The sequence below is a fragment of the Paraburkholderia phytofirmans PsJN genome (assembly GCF_000020125.1).
In the GTDB taxonomy this organism is placed as follows: domain Bacteria; phylum Pseudomonadota; class Gammaproteobacteria; order Burkholderiales; family Burkholderiaceae; genus Paraburkholderia; species Paraburkholderia phytofirmans.
The window spans coordinates 2,598,641-2,617,277 of record NC_010676.1 but is presented as its reverse complement, the minus strand read 5'-3'; the positions used below and the strand labels follow the sequence as shown (position 1 = coordinate 2,617,277).

The following is an 18,637-nucleotide window of genomic DNA, read 5'->3' as shown; positions in this document are numbered from 1 at the left end:
GCGTGCAAACTCGATCGGTTCAAGCGTGGACAGTGGTGCTTTCTACAGTTGCGGAACGAAGTAAATATCTAATACGCAATACGAACTAACTTGCGTACTTCTTAGGAGACGATTACAACTTCCGCATTTTTATAGTCATGGCGATAGCTGGTTGCAAGGTCGCTGACAAGTGCTCAAGGGCATTGGCCACCATGCTCGAAGAGGCTCCCGAAAAAATCAGTGTTGTGCTGCTCAATTTTCTAAACCAGCAACGCACGGCCGAGTAGTTAGCACCGTCAGCATTGTCGAGCATTGGTTCGATGCTCGCCTCGGGTGCGCGCGTTGGAGATATCCGAACCAAACTCCAGCGCAAGGCGGACAACCGCAAAAAGAGATTGAGGTACGACGATCTGAAGCCATGGAGACAGATACAAGCGGCTTGCGTCCCGAGGCAAAACTGCTCGTGGGGATGACCGGCAGCATGGCAACACTGGCAGAATCCGAAGGAAGCCGGAAGTAAAGCGCTGGTCAGACGAAAAGGATCTCCAATCCCTGATGGCCTCTTCGGCCTCGTCAGGCCGCGACCGTCACCGCATCGCCGACCGAACAGACGCCGTCGTTCAGTACCTCAAGATAAATGCCGAGATCGGTATGGCCGAAATGCTGCAAGATTGCTTTCGGCAGATTGGCGTCGCGTGCGGCGGTCTCGGGGTTGACGTTGGTGGCGGCACAGCGCCGCGTCCGTCGTGCCCCGCGAAAGCGTATCCCGCCAATCTCGACTTCCCGACCGAGCCAGTCGAACTCCGCCCAGGCAGGCACGCCATCGAGATAGATGTTGGCGCGGAAGCGCAGGGGGTGCACGAAAATTCCGGTCGCCTCCTCAAGCGCCCGCACGGAGGCCAGGTTGATCACCGAGATCGCTTTCATCATGACCGGCGAAACCACGCTGACATCCGTGAATTTGTGGCCTTCGGCCGAGATGAGGCGGGGGCGGCCTTCAGTCGCTTCGCCCAGATAACCCGCCATGAAATCCTCGATCGCCTCGCGGCCCGCAGCACTCGTCGTCGCCGCCTCAAGCACAATCTCATCGCGATAGCGAATGGTGAGCGTGCCGGTTTCTGGATCCAGCCGCGTCCCCAGCGCAGCAAGCTTTTCATTCTTGCGCAGCATCAAGAAACAGCCCTTGTCGAGCGGCTCGGGGACTTCCGGATCGAAGCGCGTCGTGCCGAGCGCCAACGCGAATGCGCGGTCGAAGGGCAGTCCTTGCGCGTGACTGACGGCCATTTTCGTCAAGGGCTCGGGAGAGAGCCCCTTGATTGGATAGCGGTAGAGACTGATAACTTTCGTCATTATTCCGGTTCCGTCAATGATTCACGCCATTAATCCCGCAGTGCTTAACATAGCACTTGGTGAGGGGGACAAGCCATTAGGAGCCGGGGATGGATCGACAAGCGGCGCGCTCAATATGCGCAAACAGTCCGTTGTAAGCATGGATAGGCGGGGACACGAACGGTGCCGTCGAGTTGCATTCGAGCGCTGGCGGGGCAGACCGGTTGGTCTGGAGCGCAGTGGCGGCATTCGCAGAGCCTAACTGGGGTCGCGAACGGGAGCGACTCCCGCCGAACGCCGTCGGGCTGAATCCGGCCACCTCTAGCCGCTCGTGCTCGCAATAGCAATGACATGCGGACGTCAGTTCCAGACTTGGCAGCGGCCGTACGGATCGCGGCGATGTCGGCCTTGCTATCCCGCACAGATACGCCTTCCTCTGCGACTCAGCCCGCACATGGCGCATCCGTAGTGCGCTATCGCGCAGATCGCGCACCCGGATCACGTTCGTAGCGGTTGACCAGCATTAGCGATATCGCGCTCTTCAGCTCAGATTCAGGATCTCGCGGGCCTGGGCTGCGGTCGCAACGGGGCGACCAAACTCCTCGCAAAGTTCGGCAACCTGGCGCACGAGCGCTGAATTGGACGGGGCAAGCGTATTCTTGTCCATTCGCACGTTGTCCTCTAATCCGGTGCGGCAGTGCCCCCCAAGTTCGAGAGACCAACGAGCCATTGTCAGTTGATTGCGGCCGATGCCGGCGCCGGTCCATGTGGCATCGGGCGAAAGGCGTTTGAGGGTTCGGACGTAGAATTCAAGCACTTCGCGATCGACAGGCATTGCGTTCTTGATGCCCATGACAAACTGGATGTGCAGGGGACCGACGATTGCGCCCGCCGCCTGCATAGCTGCAGCCTGAAAGATCATCGACAGGTCAAAGGCCTCGACTTCGGGCTTGATGCCGTAGGCTTTCATTTCGGCGGCGAGCCAGTCAATCAGGTCCGGTGGATTGTCATAAACCCGCGTTGGGAAATTGACCGAGCCGGTTGCCAAAGATGCCATGTCAGGCCGCAGGGATAGCATGGCACCTCTTTCATTACCGGCCCCGGAGCGACCACCGGTGGACACCTGGGTGATCATGCCCGGCGCGTGCTTGCGAATGCCTTCCAGCACCAGCGCAAAACGATCGGGATTCGACGTGGGAGTTTCGTCATCGTTGCGTACGTGAAGATGAACCAAGCTCGCGCCGGCTTCGAATGCCGCCTGAGTTGATTCCACCTGCTCGTTCACCGTGATCGGCACAGCCGGATTGTCTTTCTTGCGCGGCAGTGATCCCGTGATTGCAACAGAAATGATACAGGGCTTGTTCATGCTTGATCTCATCAGATTAGGTAGAGGGAACAGCGTATTGCTGGTGCCTCCGGCGTTACCGAGAGGGCGACCTCTGCGCTGATTGGCGCTGTCCTCCATCGTATTGGCCAACAATACCCATGCATCGTATGGCGGCCCCTTGGCTTCGTCCAATACTGCTTGAATCCACAATGATACCGAGGGAGTATCGATAGTCGGCGACGCAGCCGGTCGACACCCGACAGGGGCCTTTGAGGCTATTCTGGATGCCCTCGCCGGCGGTGACGGACGAACAACACCATTAAATCTATACAAGAGCACCGCACATTGCTGTAGAGCGCCGCAAGCGGAAGTTTGTTCAGACTTCCTCCAGGACCGGCCAATCGTCATGACGGGGGCGTCGACTCCATATGCTAAGCTGAAGTCGGCCGGCTGGCACCCAAGGGCAACCGACGGCGCGGCGATGGACTTTTGCCTGCCTAGCACGGTATTCGCCGATTACGGTGCGCTTTGATGGTCGTCCGGATTCCCCAGGATGGCGTTCAACAAGGAGCGATCATGGCAAAAGTACTCGTGCTGTATTACTCGATGTATGGTCACATTGAAACGATGGCCGACGCAGTGGCCGAAGGTGCACGGTCCGTGCCGGGCACCGAAGTGACGATCAAGCGAGTCGCTGAAACAATTCCGGCCGACCAGGCTGCAGCCCACGGGGTCAAGCTCGACCAGAAGGCGCCGGTGGCGACGCCTGACGAGTTGGCCAATTACGACGCCATCATCTTTGGCACGCCGACTCGCTTCGGCAACATGGCCGGACAGATGCGCACCTTCCTGGATCAAACCGGCGGACTGTGGATGAAAGGGGCACTCGTCGGCAAGATCGGCAGCGTTTTTGCTTCGACCGGCACCCAGCACGGCGGTCAGGAAACCACCATCACGTCGTTCCACAGCACACTGTTACATCAGGGCATGGTGATCGTGGGCGTTCCTTACTCCTGCGCAGGACTGGTCAATATGACCGAGATCACTGGCGGCACACCCTACGGTGCGACCACACTGGCCGGCGCCGACGGCAGCCGGCAACCGTCACAAAATGAACTGGATATTGCCCGCTTCCAGGGCAAACACGTCGCTTCGCTCGCGTTAAAGATTGCGGGTTAGCGTAGCCGGTTCGAACCCGTTGAGTCTCGCCGGAGCTGCGCTTCGGCCGGATAAACCCGCTGTTTGTGCTCTTCGACAGTCGCTTGTGGCTGGCGGATATCCTCTGGGACGACGTTGGCCGTCCCGGCCTGTACGCGCGCCGCTCGCACGCCGACGCGAAACGGCCTCGTCAAGTGCTGTTCTCAATGCTGCGCGTAATGCTCTGCGATGCCTCGTGCGAGTTGCGTGACGAGCCGCTTCATGGCCACCTGGGTTCGCCACGCAACATGCGGCGTCACGATCAGATCGGTGCGCGCTCTGGATAGCAGCGGATGATCGGCCGCGGGCGGCTCCTGCTCGAGGACGTCGAGCGCGGCATTCGCGATCAGCTTGCGGTCGAGTGCCTCGATCAGCGCTCCCTCGTCGACGATACCGCCGCGCGCGGCGTTCACGAGTGACGCGCTGCGCTTCATTCGCTCAAATTCGGCGAGACCGAACAAATGCCGCGTTTCGTCGGTAAGCGGGCAATGCAGGCTGATCGTATCGGCCTCACGCAGCACCTCGTCAAATGCCACATAGCCGTCGCGCACGCAACTCGCGCGCTTGCGCTCCGCGAACAGTACCCGCATGCCGAACGCACGGGCCAGTTCGGCGAGACGCTTTCCACCGTGACCGGCACCGACGATACCGAGCGTCGATCCGTGCAGATCCTGGATCGGATGCAGTTCGGCGTAAAAGGTGGGCGATCCGCTCCAGCCGCCAGCATAGACGTCGTGCCAGTAAGGCATAAGGTTGCGGCGGAGCGCGAGCATCAACGCGAACGCGTGTTCGGGCACGGAAATCGTCGAATAGCCCGGACACGCGACGATGCCAATGCCCCGTTTGCGACATGTTTCGGTATCCAGATGATTGACGCCTGCGGCGGGCACGCCGATCAGTTCCAGATGCGGCAGCTGATCGAGCACATCGCCCGACAGCGTCGCGCGGTCCAGAAAGACGATGGTTTTCAACAAGCTGCTCCACTTCATTAACGTTCGGACGGGCTCGTGGACACAGTGTCGAGCATGCGTTTCTTTCCCGTCTGCACGTGGTTCTCGAAAGCCTCCGCAGCCGCGTCGGCTTGGCCCGCGCGCAGCGCCTCGAAAAGTTCGCGGTGTTCTTTCGAGGAGCGCTGCATCTGCGTGAATGAATACACGCCCTTGTGAATGTAGAGCGTCAGCTCGTCTTCGACGGCCTGATTGATCGTGATCAGCCGTGGATTCTTGGTCGCCGCCATTAACTGACGGTGGAACTCGGTGTTTACCACGCGGCTGGCACGTGTCGGATGGGCGAGGACGAAATGAGCGTTGTCGATTCTGAAATGCGGGTGCGCGGAACGACAGGCCTGCGCGTCGTCGACGGCTCGGTGATGCCGTCGATAACCTCGACCAACACCAATGCGACGGTGCTCATGCTGGCTGAGCGCGCGGCAGACATGATCCGTTCGCCGATGGCGGCGCACGCGTCGTCGGCGTATTCGAAGGAGACGGTATGAAAATCCTGGTGCCAGTCAAGAGAGTGGTCGATTACAACGTGAAAGTTCGAGTCAAGTCGGACGGCACGGGCGTCGACATCGCGAACGTGAAAATGTCGATGAATCCGTTCGATGAAATCGCGGTTGAAGAAGCGGTACGTCTGAAGGAAGCGGGCGTGGCGACGGAAGTGATCGCCGTGTCGGCGGGTGTCACGCAGTCGCAGGAAACGCTGCGTACGGCACTGGCCATCGGTGCTGATCGCGCGATCCTGATCGAGTCTTCGCAGGAACTGCAGCCGCTGGCCGTGGCCAAGCTGCTGAAGGCGCTGGTCGACAAGGAACAGCCTTCGCTGGTCATTCTCGGCAAGCAGGCTATCGACGACGATTCGAACCAGACTGGTCAGATGCTCGCTGCGCTAGCTGGCCTGCCGCAAGCGACGTTTGCATCGAAGGTTGTCGTCGCTGACGGCAAGGCAACCGTGTCGCGTGAAGTCGATGGCGGCGCTGAAACGCTGTCGCTGTCGCTGACGCTGCCCGCTGTCGTCACGACCGACCTGCGCCTGAACGAGCCGCGCTACGTCACGCTGCCGAACATCATGACCGCCGTTTCTTTGGCAAAAGACAGCTTCAGAAATGGGTGAACCTCGCCGGTGCTGGACGCGCCGAGTTTGGACTTTACATCGTAGACAAAGCAGGCGCCGTGATCATGTCTGTCGCAGTGCGCAAAGGCGCCCGGACATCCCCTGTTTCAGGTGAGTTCCGTTCCTTGTCCGCCTTCGCATTGCGCAACAGGCCAGCAGGCTGCTGTGCAGCAGCCACGCGCTTCTGCCGCAATGAGGCGGACCTTCACTTCACGCACCTCCGGGGAATCCGCACGGCTCACTGCGCCGTTGCCAACGTGGCACTTTTGGTGTGTTGAGCGTGTTTTCCGGTCTTGCGCAATCGTGCCGAATGTTCCGGAGGGAGCCCAAAATTCGACGCGATCTGCAGCCCAACAACCTGATGCCTGATCTGCGAGAGCTTCTTGCGCGCGTCCTGATCTGCGGCCTTCAGGTTCTTGACCTGGTCTGCGGCCAGCGCTTGCTGTGTAGCGACTTCGTCGCGTTGCGTCTGGGCGATCTCGGCGTCGGCCTGCAGCTGTTGTGCCTTGATTTGCGCCTGCTCGATCAGGCGCTGGGTCGCTGCTTCCTGCGCTGCCAGCTCGGCACGCCTGGTTTGCACGGCTGCCAGGCTACCGGTCTGCGTCACAAAGTTGGCGTACACGGCTTCAGCCCGTTTCTTGTTCCGCGTTGCGATTACCCGCCAGTAAGTGTTTTGCTCCAAAAGCGCGACGTAGTAGGTTAGATCGTCACCGAAAAATGACAGGGATGCGCTGTAATTGCCGGCCGCCGTCGAGCGAAGCAGTGTCACTCGGCCCTGTTGGACCAGTTGGGTGAGTCTCGAAACGTCACCGCCCGTGTGCTCGTTCGACGATACGGACGTCGCGGACAGACTTGCAGGACCTGAGCCGACTGGCTGTTCTAGTGGCAACTGTGCAGTCGCATCGGAAGCGCCCAGAGTACCTGCGGCCTCGCTCGCATGGGCGCCGGGCAACATCTGGGCTGCGGTCAACGCCAATGTCAATGCGGCGAGGCGGAGGGATTTGGTTCGTGTGTGTCGCATGGCGATGTATTGATTCAGAGGATACGCTGAAGGTTCGACGGGAAATGTGTTGGTGTGTCCGCTACGCAAAGAAGTGAGGATCGAGCGTCTCGATCGCGAGCCCTGTGCCGCGAATAACGCACGTCATCGGTTGGTCAGCGACCGCTACGGGCAGTCCTGTTTCCTCACGCAGGCGTTGATCGAGGCCTCGCAGCATGGCGCTGCCGCCGGTCAGCGTGAACCCGCGATCGGCGATGTCGGCTGCAAGCTCCGGTGGGGTACTCTCCAGAACACGTCTTAGCAGCGACACGATCTGGTCGAGCGGCTCGATGATCGCTTCGTATATTTCGTGGCTCGATAGTGTCATGGAGCGCGGGACGCCTTCGGCGAGGCTGCGACCGGTCACCCCCGTGACCAGCTCGTACGTAGGCGGCAGTGCGCTGCCGATCTCCAGCTTGACTCGTTGCGCGGTGTGCTCGCCAATCAGCAAGCCGTGCGTGCGGCGAACGTAGTTAACAATGGCCTGGTCAAAGGTGTCGCCTCCCACGCGCGCGGATGCCCCACGCACGACGCTGCCGAGTGCAATGACGCCGATCTCGGTTGTGCCCGCACCCACGTCGACAACCATGCAGCCTGTCGCTTCGGAGATGGCGAGTCCAGCGCCGAGGGCTGCGGCCAGCGGTCTCTCGAACAACGCAACGTGGGAAGCACCTGCGCCGTGGATCGCTTCCTTGAAGGAGCGGCGCTCCACCTGGGTCGCACCGCCCGGGACGCTGACGGTGATGCGCGGCGCGTTCGTCAGCCGCCGGCCTTTGCGCGCGTGGCGCACGAATTGCCGGATCATCTGCTCACTTGCCTGGAAGTTCGAGATGACGCCGCCCCGGATTGGCGTGATGGCTTCGATGTTCTGCGGCAGTCTGCCGAGCATTTTCCTGGCCTCGTCACCCACGGACACTGTCGGACGTCCGCCCGCCCGTAACGAGTCGCGTCCATGAGTACACAGCACCGATGCCTGACTCAGGACCAGGCCGGCCCCCGAGATGTGAATTCGCGTGTTTGCAGTTCCTACGTCGAGGGCCAGCTCAGGGGGGCGAAAGCGCAACCAGTGCCTCATCGGCATGAATAGCGCGTAGCTGTGGGCCAATCATCCATGTTCGAGTTCCCCGGTGAATTTTAATGTGGATGTGCACGCACGCAATCGTTTGCGCATGAAGCGACAATCTTGCGTTGACGTCGCAGTTATCGGCCAAAGGCGATAATTCTTTAATCCGCACGAAGGCAACACTGAAAGGGAACGCTTTCATGATGAACAAGCCCGGCGCTGAACCGCGTAAAGCGACCCGATTCGAAATGTGCGCGCCGTCACAGCGCACTTACTCGATTGACGATAAGCTCCGGTGCGGAGGCAGTCTGTATTTGCCGAGCGAGGCGGTAGAGCTGCACAAGAAAAATCCAATAAATAATGAAGGGGATGTCGGTCGGTGCACTAACTCCCGTCGCTGCGCTGTCTGGATGCGCGTCGATCACCGAGGAATCGAATCTGAGTTTATATGCCAGGACAGTTAAGGCCGATACCCCAGTTAACGGTCAGCATGGAGCATTCACGCATCGGTGCGCCGAAAAATGGCGGCGCGCATGTCAGGCCACTCGCGCCAGAGACGGCTGCAACAACCGCGGCCACTTAATCACCCTAACTTCGCCTCGCAGCCCATACGCGAAAAAGAGTCGGGCGCGAGGCCCGACTAAATGACGCGCGACATCGAGGTCCGTGTCGCGCACCTGAGAGAACGCGATTCTCTACGCAACCAGACGAACTTTCCGTGACGGGGATCACTATCGCGATTTGAATCTCGCCCTACGCCGCTCGCTCGATGAGTCCCTGCTCCTGCATCGTCCGCACGTAGTTCGGCTTGCCTTCACACCGTTGGGTAAGGGTACAGACGGAAAACGATTGGAGCCTTTTGTACCTGGTATCGAGACGGTGCTTTCGTCAATCGGGTTGCTTGCCTATCCACTCGTCGACCAGCATCCTCGCTTTGAACTGCATTTCCATGGAGAAAGTGAGCATGCTTCTTTTAAGTCTGCACGCCTGGTGCCTGAACATGGGTGGACTGCACTTGCATGCTTGCTGTTCCGCTCGCTCGAAGGTGATCTCGCAGACCCATTGCTTCGGCATCTCATGCACCGCTATGTGGATAGTAAAGCCGCGGTATGTTTCCAGTTCGTGGGCATTCATGGGGCCCTCTCTAGATTGATTTATTTTATGATGCATCAGGTATGCATTTTAATGAACTGCGACATGGACGGACGCAGTTTTATATACGCCTATTCCGCCATAAGCCGATTCGGAATGGCATTTGAAGGCGCATTTATGCGCATCCGAGTAATGCAGGTGGGGGAATAAATGGACGAACCGTGGAAGCTTAACGACCGGGTTCTAGCGCGTGACCGTGCAATTCATGCGACACCGATCGCCGCAAGAACTGGTCATCCGTTAATGCGTAGACTCAGATTTGTGCGTCCTGCCTCAACACCATCATCTGCTCGCCTACGAGTTCGAGAAACGCGCCGACCACCGGATTGCCCCGCGGCGTCTGCGGATAAAGCGTGAAGCCGCGAAACCATATCTCCGGCGTGAACGGCCGGAACACAATGCGCGTCGGATCGGCATCCACGGTCGCGAGCGGATTGACGATGCCCACGCCCGCACCGCGCGTCACGAGCGCGCAGATGGTCGCGCCATACGGCGTTTCGATTGCAGGCACCTGATCCGCGCCCGCCAGACGCAGCGTGCGTTCGAGCGCGGCACGCGTATCGTCCGCATGGGAAGGCAGGATGAGCCGTTCGCCACGCAAGTCGGCCGCGCGAATCCGCGTGCGCGCCGCAAGCTCATGACGCGCGGGCAGTGCGCATAGCCCCGCCAGCTCATAGAGTTCCACGCTCGTCACGCCGAACGCATCCGGCGTGGTGGTCGCGAAGCCGACGTCGCAGTGTCCCGAGGACACCCAGCGCTGGATCGTGCTCTCGCTGCGCATTTCGAGCGACACCGCGACGCGCGGATGGGCGTCCACGAAGCGCGCGATCACTGCAGGCAAAAACGACAACGCGAGCACCGGCGCTGCCACGATGCGCAGCCGCCCACTGCCGAGCTCAAGAATCTCTCGTGCCGAATGCTGCAGTTTCTCGAGGCCGACGAAGCTGCGATCCACCTCGCGATAGAACGCACTGCCCGCGTCGGTGGCGTGAATGCGTCCGCCATTGCGCACGAACAGAGTCAATCCCGTTGCGGCTTCCAGTTCCGCGATCAAGCGGCTGATGCTCGGTTGCGATGTGCCGAGTTCTTCGGCGGCGGCCGTCATTGAACCGCGCAGCATGACCAGCCGAAACGCTTCGACCTGCCTGAGATTCATCGTTTTCTCCGGGCGTGGGCCGCGCAAACGACGGCCGAAGTCGTCAGCTTGCCATATCAGAAATGAATGGAAGCCGTTTTTGGCGCTATTTGACCGGATGATTTGCGAGGGCGACACTGGGCTCGAATCAAGCGAACAGGGCTGAGTCCATGCGTGCCGATGCGTTGCTGTTTCACGAAACTTTCCGCTGCACCCCTTACTGGTGGGATGCCGCCCCGCCCGAGGCCGCGCCGGATCCTTTGCCGGCGAACGTGGACCTGGCGATCGTCGGTAGCGGATATTGCGGGCTGTCGGCGGCGGCGGAGGCTGCGAAGTATGGCGCGCGCGTCGCGGTGCTGGATGCCGCCGAGATCGGCGCGGGCGGCAGCACACGCAGCGGGGGCATGGTGTCGAGCGGCCAGAAGCTCGCGCTGACCAGCGCGATTCGCGGCGTGCCCGCCGAACGTCTCACGCGTCTGATGCAGGAGTCGATGGCGAGCTTCGAGTATCTCAAGGGAATCATCGCCGACGAATCGCTCGACGCAGACCTGCGCATCACCGGCCGCTTCTTTGGCGCCTATACGCCCGCGCATTTCAACGTGCTGCGTCGCCAAGGCCAGTTGTTGCGCGACAAGACCGGCGTCACGGTGCATGTGATCGAGCGTGATGCGCAGCGCGGCATCATCGGCTCCGACTACTACTACGGCGGTATTCTCGTCGACGAATACGGCGGACTGCATACCGCGAAATATCATCGTGCGCTGCGCGACCTCGCGCGCCGGCGCGGCGCGACGCTGCATTCGCACGCAGCGGTGCAGCGGCTCGAACGAACGGGAAATACGCGGTTTCGCGTGCACACCGCGCGCGGCGTGTTCGATGCGCAGCAGGTGCTGGTGGCCACCAACGGCTATACGGGTCCGCTGCTGCCGTTCTTTTCGCGCCGCGTGTTGCCGGTCGCGAGTTATCAGATCGCCACCGAGCCGCTGCCCGAAGGCCTCATGAACGTGCTCAATCCGGGCCGCCGCATGATCAGCGATTCGAAGCGCAATCTCTTCTACACGCGCCCGTCGCCGGACGGCACGCGAATGATCTTTGGGTCGCGGCCCGGCATCGGCGAGATCGACGAACGCGAGGCCGCGCGGCGGCTGTACGCGAAGCTGGTGCAATTGTGGCCCGCCCTGCGCGACGTGCGCGTCACGCATGCTTGGAAAGGCTTCGTCGCAATGACCGGGGACAGACTCGCGCACATCGGTCAGCACGACGGCGTGCACTATGCGCTCGGCTGCAACGGCAACGGCGTTGCGCTGATGAGCTATCTCGGGCATCGCATCGGCAAACATATGGCGGGTGTCGAGCAGGATGTCGGTGCGTTCGGCGATGGTGCGTTTCCCCTCTCTGTTGCGGGAATGGCCAGCACGCTTGCGGTACCCGTCGGCAGTGCACTGTACCGGATTGGCGATATGTGGCACGGCCGTGTGCGGGCAGCGCTCTCCTGAAGCGCAGACAAGCGGATTAAATCAAAAGGCCGAAGCATCGAAAGGAGCCGCAATGATCGAGCTGAACAACGTTTCGAAGTGGTATGGCGGCAATCGCGTATTGAACGACTGCACGGCGAGCATTGCGCGCGGTGAAGTCGTCGTGATCTGCGGGCCGTCCGGGTCCGGCAAGTCCACCCTCATCAAATCCGTCAACGGGCTGGAAGCGGTGCAGAGCGGACAGATCGTGGTGGACGGCATCGACGTGACGGCAAAGCGCGCGGATCTTTCGCGGCTACGGGCGCGCGTCGGCATGGTGTTTCAGCATTTCGAACTCTTTCCTCATCTGTCGGTGCAGCGCAACCTGATGCTCGCGCAAATGAACGTGCTCGGCCGCGCGCGCGACAAAGCCGCGGAGCGTGCACGCTTGCTATTGCTCCGCGTAGGCTTGAGCGGTCACGAGCACAAGTATCCGGCGCAATTGTCGGGCGGGCAGCAGCAGCGTGTGGCGATTGCGCGGGCGCTTTCGATGGACCCCGTCGCCATGCTGTTCGATGAGCCGACTTCCGCGCTCGATCCCGAGATGGTCAACGAAGTGCTCGATGTGATGACGATGCTGTGCGTCACGCACGAGATGGGTTTCGCGAAGCGCGTGGCCGACCGCGTGTTGTTCATGGATCGCGGCGTCATCGTGGAAGACGATACGCGCGAAGCCTTCTTCGAGCGTCCGCGCTCCGAACGCGCGCGAGACTTTCTTTCGCGCATCCTGCATTGAATCAACCGTTAGCCAATCCAAAGGAGCCTCACCATGCGATTACTTCTTCTCGCACGCCATCTTGCCGTGGCCGCATCGTTCCTGGTCGGCGCGGCGATCGCCGCCCACGCCGCCGATGACGTCGGCACATTGACGCCTGGCAAGATCGTCGCCGGCGTCGATGCGAACAACAAGCCGTACTCGTATATCGACAACGGCAAGATGACGGGGTTCGACGTGGAACTGGTGCGTGCTATCGCCGCGAAACTCGGGCTCACGGCCGACTTCCGCGCGCAGGACTTCGCAGGTTTGCTGCCGAGCGTGGCGAATCAGCAGGTCGACCTTGCTGCGGGCTCGATCTCGATTACCAAGGAACGCCTCAAGATGGTCGATTTCTCGGAAGGCTATCTGACGGGTCTTTTGAGCGTCGGCACGCTGCCGGACAGCACGATCGGCGCGGATGTGACATCGGTAAAGGACAAGCGCATCGGGGTCGTGCAGGGGACCATCGAGGACACGTATTCGCAGAGCTATCTGCCGGGCGCGCAGATCGTCCGCTTTCCGAATATCAATGCGGGCTTTCTCGCGCTGCGCAACAAGTACATCGACGGCTACTTCATCGACAAGACCTTACTCGAAGGGCTGCAAGGCAAGTATCCGGACCTGAAGCTCGCCGACAAGCTCGACATCTCAGCTTCGAATCTTCCGGCCGGCTTCCCGATGCGCAAGGGCAACGTGAAGCTAGAAGCGGCGGTCAACAAGGCCATCGGCGAACTGGTGGCGGACGGGACGTGGCTCAAGCTCTATCAACAGTTCAATCCCGGCTATCCGAAGCCTGATCCGATGCCGCCGTATGCGATGAAGTAAGCGCCCGGCATTGTTGCTTCGTCACGCCTCGTCAAGCGCAAGGAGAGAGCCCTCATGAATGCGTTCCTGCAGAACTTCCTCGATTGGCCACTGCTCGTCGAATCGCTGCCGGCGCTGATCGGCACGGGTCTCGTGAACACGCTGATCCTGTCGGTGATCTCCGCTGCGCTCGGCATCGTGGCAGGAATGGCGCTGGCGCTCTGCGCCGTATCGCATACGCGCTGGCTCACTTGGCCCGTGCGCGTTTTCGTGGATGTGTTCCGCGGCCTGCCCGCCGCGCTGGTCATCCTCGTGGTCGGGCAGGGGCTGGCGCCGATCGGACTCTCCCTCTTCGGGCCGAATCCGTATCCGCTTGCGATCGTCGCGCTGGCGCTGGTTTCGTCGGCGTATATCGCGGAGATATTCCGGTCAGGGATTCAGAGCGTTGGGCGTGGGCAGATGTCCGCGTGCCAGGCGCTCGGCATGACGTACTGGAGCGGCATGCGGTATGTGATCGTGCCGCAGGGCGTGCGGCGCATTCTGCCCGCGCTCGCCAATCAGTTCATCTCCATCGTCAAGGATTCGAGCCTCGTGTACTTTCTCGGGCTGCTCACCTCGCAGCGCGATCTGTTCACCATCGGGCAGAATGCGGCGGTCAATACGGCCAATCTCTCGCCGCTCGTCGCGGCAGGCGCCGTGTATCTGCTCATCACGGTGCCGCTCACGCACGCGATCAATCATCTGGACCGCTGGACCAATCGCTTCATCAATCCCGCCGCGCGTCAGCAGAAGACATCGCGCACCATGCGCAACGTGCACGCTGAAGAAGCGCTGCAATCGCAGACGGCGGCCGTGGCCGAGCGTCGTTCGTAACTCTCACTTCGTTGAAAGAAACCATGGGTCCTAAAGTCGACACCGTCGCCGACGATATCAAGCTGCCGGAACGCGCGGATGTAGTCGTGATCGGCGGCGGCATCATCGGCGTATCAACGGCGCTTGCGTTGCACGAAAAAGGGCTGTCCGTCGCGGTGTGCGAGAAGGGGCACGTCGCGGGCGAGCAGTCGAGCCGCAACTGGGGCTGGGTGCGCGTGACACGGCGCGATCCTCGCGAATTCCTGCTCAGCATCGAGAGCCTTAAAATCTGGCACACGCTCGACAGAACGCTCGGCATCGACACCGGCTTCAACCAGTGTGGCATCCTTTACGTATCGAACGATGACGCCGTGCTCGAACGTCACCGCGACTGGCTGAAGCGCGCTCGTGAAATAGCAGGTGACGATGCCTTCGACACGCGCGAAGTGGACACGCATGAAGTCTTACGCCTGCTGCCCGGCGCGAAGCAGACGTTCAAGGGCGGCATCTTCACGCCGGGCGATGCGCGCGCGGAACCGCAAAAGGCCGCGCCCGCCATCGCCAACGCGCTGCGACGCAAGGGCGTCAGCATTCTCACGCCGTGCGCGGTGCGCGGCATCGAAACGAGCGGCGGTCGCGCGAGCGCGGTCGTCACCGAACATGGGACGATTCGCTGTGACGCGGTCGTCGTGGCGGGTGGCGCATGGACGCGCTATTTCTGCGGCAATCTCGGCGTGGAACTGCCGCAACTGCTCACGCGTGCGTCCGTGCTTCGCACGGAGCCGCTCGAAGGCGGACCCACGTGCAGCGCCAATAACGAGGAATTTGCGTTTCGCAAGCGTGCGGACGGCGGCTACACGGTCGCATACGGCATGCGCACGCACGCTGATCTCACGCCCGATTCCTTCCGCCTCTTCTTCAAGTACATCGAAGCATTGAAGAGCCAGATGGGCGCGCTGCAGATTCAGATCGGCAAGCGTTTCTTCGACGAACTTAAGCGACCGCGCCGCTGGCCACTCAACGAATCGACGGTTTTCGAGCATGTCCGCACGCTCGATCCGGACCCCGTGGTGCCTTACGTCGATAAGGGTTTCAAGGCCTTTACCGAAGCGTTTCCGCAACTGGCGGGCGCGCGCATCGCGCAGCGCTGGGCCGGATATATTGACGTGACGCCGGACGCGATTCCCGTCATCTCCGGCGTTGAGCGTGTGCCGGGCATGTTTATCGCCACTGGTTTCTCGGGGCACGGCTTTGGTATCGGTCCGGGCGCGGGCAGGCTGATGGCGGACCTCGTCAACCACGATGCACCGCTCGTCAATCCGCACGCGTTCCGTCTCGAGCGCTTCAGCGACGGCTCGAAGATCACCATCGACGCAGGCTTCTGATACGCGAGGACCGACCGCACATGGGAATGTACTTGGACAAAGTGGCAATGGTGTCGGGCGCGAGCCGCGGCATCGGACGCGAGATTGCGCTAGAACTGGCGCGTCGCGGTTTCAGGCTGTCGCTCGGTCTGCGCGATACGCACGCTTACGAGGGCGTGCCGGATGCGTTCCTGCACCCCTACGAGGCGCGCGATCCCGAAGCCGCGCGCGCCTGGGTAAATGCGACGGCTGAGCGCTTCGGGCGCATCGACGTCCTGGTGAGCAACGCGGGCATCTGCCGCATGATCGACTTCGATACCGGCACCGATGCGCTCTTGACCGAGACCTTCGAGATCAATGTAAATGCACCTTTCCGGCTGGTGCAGGCGGCGCTGCCGCATTTGCGCCGCGCGGGAAACGGACGTTTCGTGCAGCTTGCGTCGCTTTCCGGCAAACGGGTGAAGAACCTGAACGTCGGCTATCAGATGTCGAAGCACGCGATGGTGGCGCTCACCCATGCGGTGCGCCGCGCGGGTTGGGACGATGGCGTTCGGGCGACCGCGGTATGCCCCGGCTTCGTGAACACCGACATGGCCGCCGGCATCGCCGATATCGAACCGATGGCGATGACGCAGCCGCAAGACCTGGCGGTTCTGGTGGTGAATACCATCGAGTTGCCGAATACGACGAGCGTGGCGGAACTGCTCGTCAATTGCCGCTATGAGGAGACGCTTTAGCGGCCGCACTTGCGCGCCCGCCTTTCGCCCGATGCCAGATCGAGCACGGCGTTACGTCGTCAAACCAGGGCCTCCGCCCGTAGAGAGCGGGACCAATGCGTCGATGTCGGCCCTTCCCCGCGAGCGCTAATGCTCAGCCATACGGCTCGCCGCTTCTCTCTCCCCAACGAAGATTACAAATCAATAACTCGAACGGCCGGCGGGACACAATAAATTTACGGGAAAACGCTAATTTGTATGAAGAATAAATCCGTGCTGCCGTAAACCCTTATATGAACCACATGCAGCACCCATTGCCAGCCCGCCTCACTCGGGGCGGATGGCCATCGGCTCTCCACCTGTTCAGATTTCTCTCACGTCGACGAAGCTAGCTATGAATATTGGCAATATGAAACTCGGCACCAAACTGATCAGCGCCTTCATCATGGTATCGGTGGTTAGCGCCATCGTTAGCGTCATCGGTGTTCGCAGCATGGGCCAGATTAATGCAAATGCGGATATGAGCTATCGATTGGATCTCGTGGGGTTGAACCGGATCCAGCAAGCAAACGCCGACGTACTGCGAGTCGGCACGTATCTACGCAACGCCATTCTGGCCGCCACTGCCGAGCAGCGGACCGCCTCTCTCGCTCAGGCCGAAAAGGCTCTCGCCTCGGCGCGCGAACATCTCGATCAAGCCGAACCCCTTGTCTATACCGAGAAGGGCAAAGCCACCTTTTCCGAACTCGATCAGAACTGGCACGACTACATAGACGCATTCAATCAAATGAAAGGCCGGATCAACGCTGCGGGGCTGCAGGAGCAAGCTGCGCTCACTGCCTATCTGTTGGGTGAATACCATGAGAAGGGATTCAAGACGCTAGTCCTGATGGGCAAGCTCGTCGATGGCAAACAGACCGATGCACAGACGACGGCCGGATCCAACGATCAGGTGTACGAGCAAGGCCGCAACCTGATGCTGGTTCTGGTGGCGTTGTCGGTGTTGATCGGTGCGGGCATCGGCGTCTGGTTGGCGCGCAGTTTGACACGGCAGTTGGGGGGCGAGCCGGCGACAGCCGCCAGTCTTGCGAGAAGCGTGGCAGCCGGCGATCTCAGCGTAAGCATCGATCTGCGGCGCGGCGACACGCACAGCCTGATGGCATCGCTGAAGGCAATGCGTGACGCGCTGTCGCGGGTCGTGGCAGAGGTCCGCGAAAATGCCGAAGGGGTCGCCACGGCGAGTGCGCAGATTGCGCAAGGCAACCTGGATCTGTCGAGCCGCACTGAGGAGCAGGCAGCATCACTCGAAGAAACCGCTTCGAGCATCGAAGAACTGACCGCGACCGTCCGTCACAACACGGACAACGCGAAACAGGCAGCAACGCTCGCCACCACTGCCTCCGGCATCGCACAACAAGGCGGCGAAGTTGTCGGGCGGGTGGTCGCTACGATGCGCGACATTTCCGGCAGCTCGGCGAAAATGTCCGAGATCATCGGCGTGATCGAAGGTATTGCATTCCAGACCAATATTCTCGCGCTCAACGCGGCGGTCGAGGCGGCTCGTGCCGGTGAACAGGGACGGGGTTTTGCAGTCGTGGCCGGCGAAGTCCGCGCGCTGGCACAGCGCAGTGCCAGCGCAGCAAAGGAAATCAAGGACCTGATTGCCGATTCGGTCAGCCGGGTCGAGATGGGCTCAACCCTTGTCGAACAGGCGGGCGGCACGATCCATGAGATCGTCGCTTCAGTGAAACGCGTGACCGACATCGTCGGCGAAATCTCATCGGCGTCCCAGGAGCAGAGTGCCGGTATCGAACAGGTCAACCAGGCGGTCAATCAGATGGACCAGGTTACCCAGCAGAATGCCGCACTGGTGGAAGAGGCTTCGGCGGCGGCCCAGTCGATGGCACAGCAGGCGCAGGGTCTGCGCGCGGCGGTCGCGTTCTTCAAGGTCGACGACAGGCAAGTCTCTGTGTCACCGACGAATGTGCCCTCGAAGGAATCACAGCGCCCGCCGTCGAGAATTCACAAATCATCATTCCCTGCGAACTCGACGAAGCCCGCGGCGATGCCACGCCTTGCCGGCGGCAGTACCGAAGTCACGACCAACACCGCAGAGGCTGCCGACTGGCAGACATTCTGAACGGAGCAGCGCGCAGTTGCACGGCAGCGGGTATTGAACACACCGCAACTCGCGAGTCACACGCGCAACGTCGCAGCACAGAAAGAGTACCCACGGATGGAGACACGGGCCGCTGCATGGTGGCCCGATGAAACAGCATGAGACGCGACTGCAG

16 protein-coding genes and 2 pseudogenes are annotated in these 18,637 nt (G+C 61.0%); 11 read left to right on the top strand and 7 right to left on the bottom strand.

What is annotated here, in order from left to right:
- Positions 1–552 precede the first annotated feature (552 nt).
- Positions 553–1,329 (bottom strand): MOSC domain-containing protein, encoded by a 777-nt coding sequence (locus BPHYT_RS31480; protein WP_012428185.1) that lies wholly within the window; start codon positions 1,327–1,329, stop codon positions 553–555.
- A gap of 520 nt (positions 1,330–1,849) precedes the next feature.
- Positions 1,850–2,674: a BKACE family enzyme gene (locus BPHYT_RS31475; protein WP_012428184.1), complete on the bottom strand. Its 825-nt coding sequence runs from the start codon at positions 2,672–2,674 to the stop codon at positions 1,850–1,852.
- A gap of 537 nt (positions 2,675–3,211) precedes the next feature.
- Between BPHYT_RS31475 and wrbA the strand changes: the two genes are divergently transcribed.
- Positions 3,212–3,814: an NAD(P)H:quinone oxidoreductase gene (gene wrbA / locus BPHYT_RS31470; RefSeq protein WP_012428183.1), complete on the top strand. Its 603-nt coding sequence runs from the start codon at positions 3,212–3,214 to the stop codon at positions 3,812–3,814.
- 182 nt (positions 3,815–3,996) lie between these two features.
- On the opposite strand, the gene BPHYT_RS31465 is transcribed toward wrbA, so the two are convergent.
- Positions 3,997–4,803, bottom strand: a complete 807-nt coding sequence (locus BPHYT_RS31465) for an NAD(P)-dependent oxidoreductase (RefSeq protein WP_238535695.1) — start codon at positions 4,801–4,803, stop codon at positions 3,997–3,999.
- A 17-nt stretch (positions 4,804–4,820) separates the two neighbouring features.
- Positions 4,821–5,069: an FCD domain-containing protein gene (locus BPHYT_RS31460; RefSeq protein ID WP_238535694.1), complete on the bottom strand. Its 249-nt coding sequence runs from the start codon at positions 5,067–5,069 to the stop codon at positions 4,821–4,823.
- A 21-nt stretch (positions 5,070–5,090) separates the two neighbouring features.
- On the opposite strand from BPHYT_RS31460, the pseudogene BPHYT_RS37590 reads away from it, so the two are divergent.
- Both BPHYT_RS37590 and BPHYT_RS31455 read left to right on the top strand, forming a co-directional pair.
- Positions 5,091–5,327 (top strand): annotated as a pseudogene (locus BPHYT_RS37590) (GMC oxidoreductase); the annotation flags it as partial.
- A pseudogene (locus tag BPHYT_RS31455) lies at positions 5,324–5,911 on the top strand (electron transfer flavoprotein subunit beta/FixA family protein); the annotation flags it as partial. The pseudogenes BPHYT_RS37590 and BPHYT_RS31455, both read left to right, overlap by 4 nt.
- Positions 5,912–6,185: 274 nt before the next feature.
- On the opposite strand, the gene BPHYT_RS31450 reads toward BPHYT_RS31455, so the two are convergent.
- Positions 6,186–6,902, bottom strand: coding sequence for a DUF2968 domain-containing protein (locus BPHYT_RS31450; protein WP_012428180.1), 717 nt, complete (start codon positions 6,900–6,902; stop codon positions 6,186–6,188).
- A 127-nt stretch (positions 6,903–7,029) separates the two neighbouring features.
- The gene (gene mreB / locus BPHYT_RS31445) at positions 7,030–8,061 is read right to left on the bottom strand and encodes a rod shape-determining protein (protein WP_012428179.1); all 1,032 of its coding nucleotides are present in this window, start codon (positions 8,059–8,061) and stop codon (positions 7,030–7,032) included.
- A gap of 729 nt (positions 8,062–8,790) precedes the next feature.
- On the opposite strand from mreB, the gene BPHYT_RS38410 reads away from it, so the two are divergent.
- Positions 8,791–9,351: a hypothetical protein gene (locus BPHYT_RS38410; protein WP_148225167.1), complete on the top strand. Its 561-nt coding sequence runs from the start codon at positions 8,791–8,793 to the stop codon at positions 9,349–9,351.
- Positions 9,352–9,454: 103 nt separating this feature from the next.
- On the opposite strand, the gene BPHYT_RS31435 is transcribed toward BPHYT_RS38410, so the two are convergent.
- Positions 9,455–10,357, bottom strand: coding sequence for a LysR substrate-binding domain-containing protein (locus BPHYT_RS31435; protein WP_012428177.1), 903 nt, complete (start codon positions 10,355–10,357; stop codon positions 9,455–9,457).
- A 149-nt stretch (positions 10,358–10,506) separates the two neighbouring features.
- Between BPHYT_RS31435 and BPHYT_RS31430 the strand changes: the two genes are divergently transcribed.
- The 7 genes from BPHYT_RS31430 to BPHYT_RS31400 all read left to right on the top strand — a co-directional run bounded on the left by BPHYT_RS31430 (position 10,507) and on the right by BPHYT_RS31400 (position 18,483).
- Entirely contained in the window at positions 10,507–11,832 is a 1,326-nt protein-coding gene (locus tag BPHYT_RS31430; protein WP_012428176.1) for an NAD(P)/FAD-dependent oxidoreductase, read from the top strand.
- Between the two features lie 52 nt (positions 11,833–11,884).
- Positions 11,885–12,586 carry an amino acid ABC transporter ATP-binding protein gene (locus BPHYT_RS31425; protein ID WP_012428175.1) on the top strand — a complete coding sequence of 234 codons (702 nt, stop codon included), beginning with the start codon at positions 11,885–11,887 and terminating at the stop codon, positions 12,584–12,586.
- 33 nt (positions 12,587–12,619) lie between these two features.
- Positions 12,620–13,432 (top strand): substrate-binding periplasmic protein, encoded by an 813-nt coding sequence (locus BPHYT_RS31420; protein WP_012428174.1) that lies wholly within the window; start codon positions 12,620–12,622, stop codon positions 13,430–13,432.
- A gap of 54 nt (positions 13,433–13,486) precedes the next feature.
- Positions 13,487–14,284 carry an amino acid ABC transporter permease gene (locus tag BPHYT_RS31415; protein WP_012428173.1) on the top strand — a complete coding sequence of 266 codons (798 nt, stop codon included), beginning with the start codon at positions 13,487–13,489 and terminating at the stop codon, positions 14,282–14,284.
- A gap of 23 nt (positions 14,285–14,307) precedes the next feature.
- Positions 14,308–15,648, top strand: coding sequence for an NAD(P)/FAD-dependent oxidoreductase (locus BPHYT_RS31410; protein ID WP_012428172.1), 1,341 nt, complete (start codon positions 14,308–14,310; stop codon positions 15,646–15,648).
- A 20-nt stretch (positions 15,649–15,668) separates the two neighbouring features.
- Positions 15,669–16,364 (top strand): SDR family NAD(P)-dependent oxidoreductase, encoded by a 696-nt coding sequence (locus BPHYT_RS31405; protein WP_012428171.1) that lies wholly within the window; start codon positions 15,669–15,671, stop codon positions 16,362–16,364.
- A 373-nt stretch (positions 16,365–16,737) separates the two neighbouring features.
- Positions 16,738–18,483 (top strand): methyl-accepting chemotaxis protein, encoded by a 1,746-nt coding sequence (locus BPHYT_RS31400; protein WP_012428170.1) that lies wholly within the window; start codon positions 16,738–16,740, stop codon positions 18,481–18,483.
- The last annotated feature ends 154 nt before the right edge of the window (positions 18,484–18,637 follow it).

Bases quoted from the DNA above. Each gene is read 5' to 3' on its own strand.
- BPHYT_RS31400 (WP_012428170.1), top strand. From the start codon at position 16,738: ATGAATATTGGCAATATGAAACTCGGCACCAAACTGATCAGCGCCTTC.
- BPHYT_RS31450 (WP_012428180.1), bottom strand. From the start codon at position 6,902: ATGTTGCCCGGCGCCCATGCGAGCGAGGCCGCAGGTACTCTGGGCGCT.
- wrbA (WP_012428183.1), top strand. From the start codon at position 3,212: ATGGCAAAAGTACTCGTGCTGTATTACTCGATGTATGGTCACATTGAA.
- BPHYT_RS31430 (WP_012428176.1), top strand. From the start codon at position 10,507: ATGCGTGCCGATGCGTTGCTGTTTCACGAAACTTTCCGCTGCACCCCT.
- BPHYT_RS31475 (WP_012428184.1), bottom strand. From the start codon at position 2,674: ATGAACAAGCCCTGTATCATTTCTGTTGCAATCACGGGATCACTGCCG.
- BPHYT_RS31420 (WP_012428174.1), top strand. From the start codon at position 12,620: ATGCGATTACTTCTTCTCGCACGCCATCTTGCCGTGGCCGCATCGTTC.
- BPHYT_RS31415 (WP_012428173.1), top strand. From the start codon at position 13,487: ATGAATGCGTTCCTGCAGAACTTCCTCGATTGGCCACTGCTCGTCGAA.
- BPHYT_RS31410 (WP_012428172.1), top strand. From the start codon at position 14,308: ATGGGTCCTAAAGTCGACACCGTCGCCGACGATATCAAGCTGCCGGAA.
- BPHYT_RS31435 (WP_012428177.1), bottom strand. From the start codon at position 10,357: ATGAATCTCAGGCAGGTCGAAGCGTTTCGGCTGGTCATGCTGCGCGGT.
- BPHYT_RS31480 (WP_012428185.1), bottom strand. From the start codon at position 1,329: ATGACGAAAGTTATCAGTCTCTACCGCTATCCAATCAAGGGGCTCTCT.
- mreB (WP_012428179.1), bottom strand. From the start codon at position 8,061: ATGAGGCACTGGTTGCGCTTTCGCCCCCCTGAGCTGGCCCTCGACGTA.
- BPHYT_RS31425 (WP_012428175.1), top strand. From the start codon at position 11,885: ATGATCGAGCTGAACAACGTTTCGAAGTGGTATGGCGGCAATCGCGTA.
- BPHYT_RS31460 (WP_238535694.1), bottom strand. From the start codon at position 5,069: ATGGCGGCGACCAAGAATCCACGGCTGATCACGATCAATCAGGCCGTC.
- BPHYT_RS31405 (WP_012428171.1), top strand. From the start codon at position 15,669: ATGGGAATGTACTTGGACAAAGTGGCAATGGTGTCGGGCGCGAGCCGC.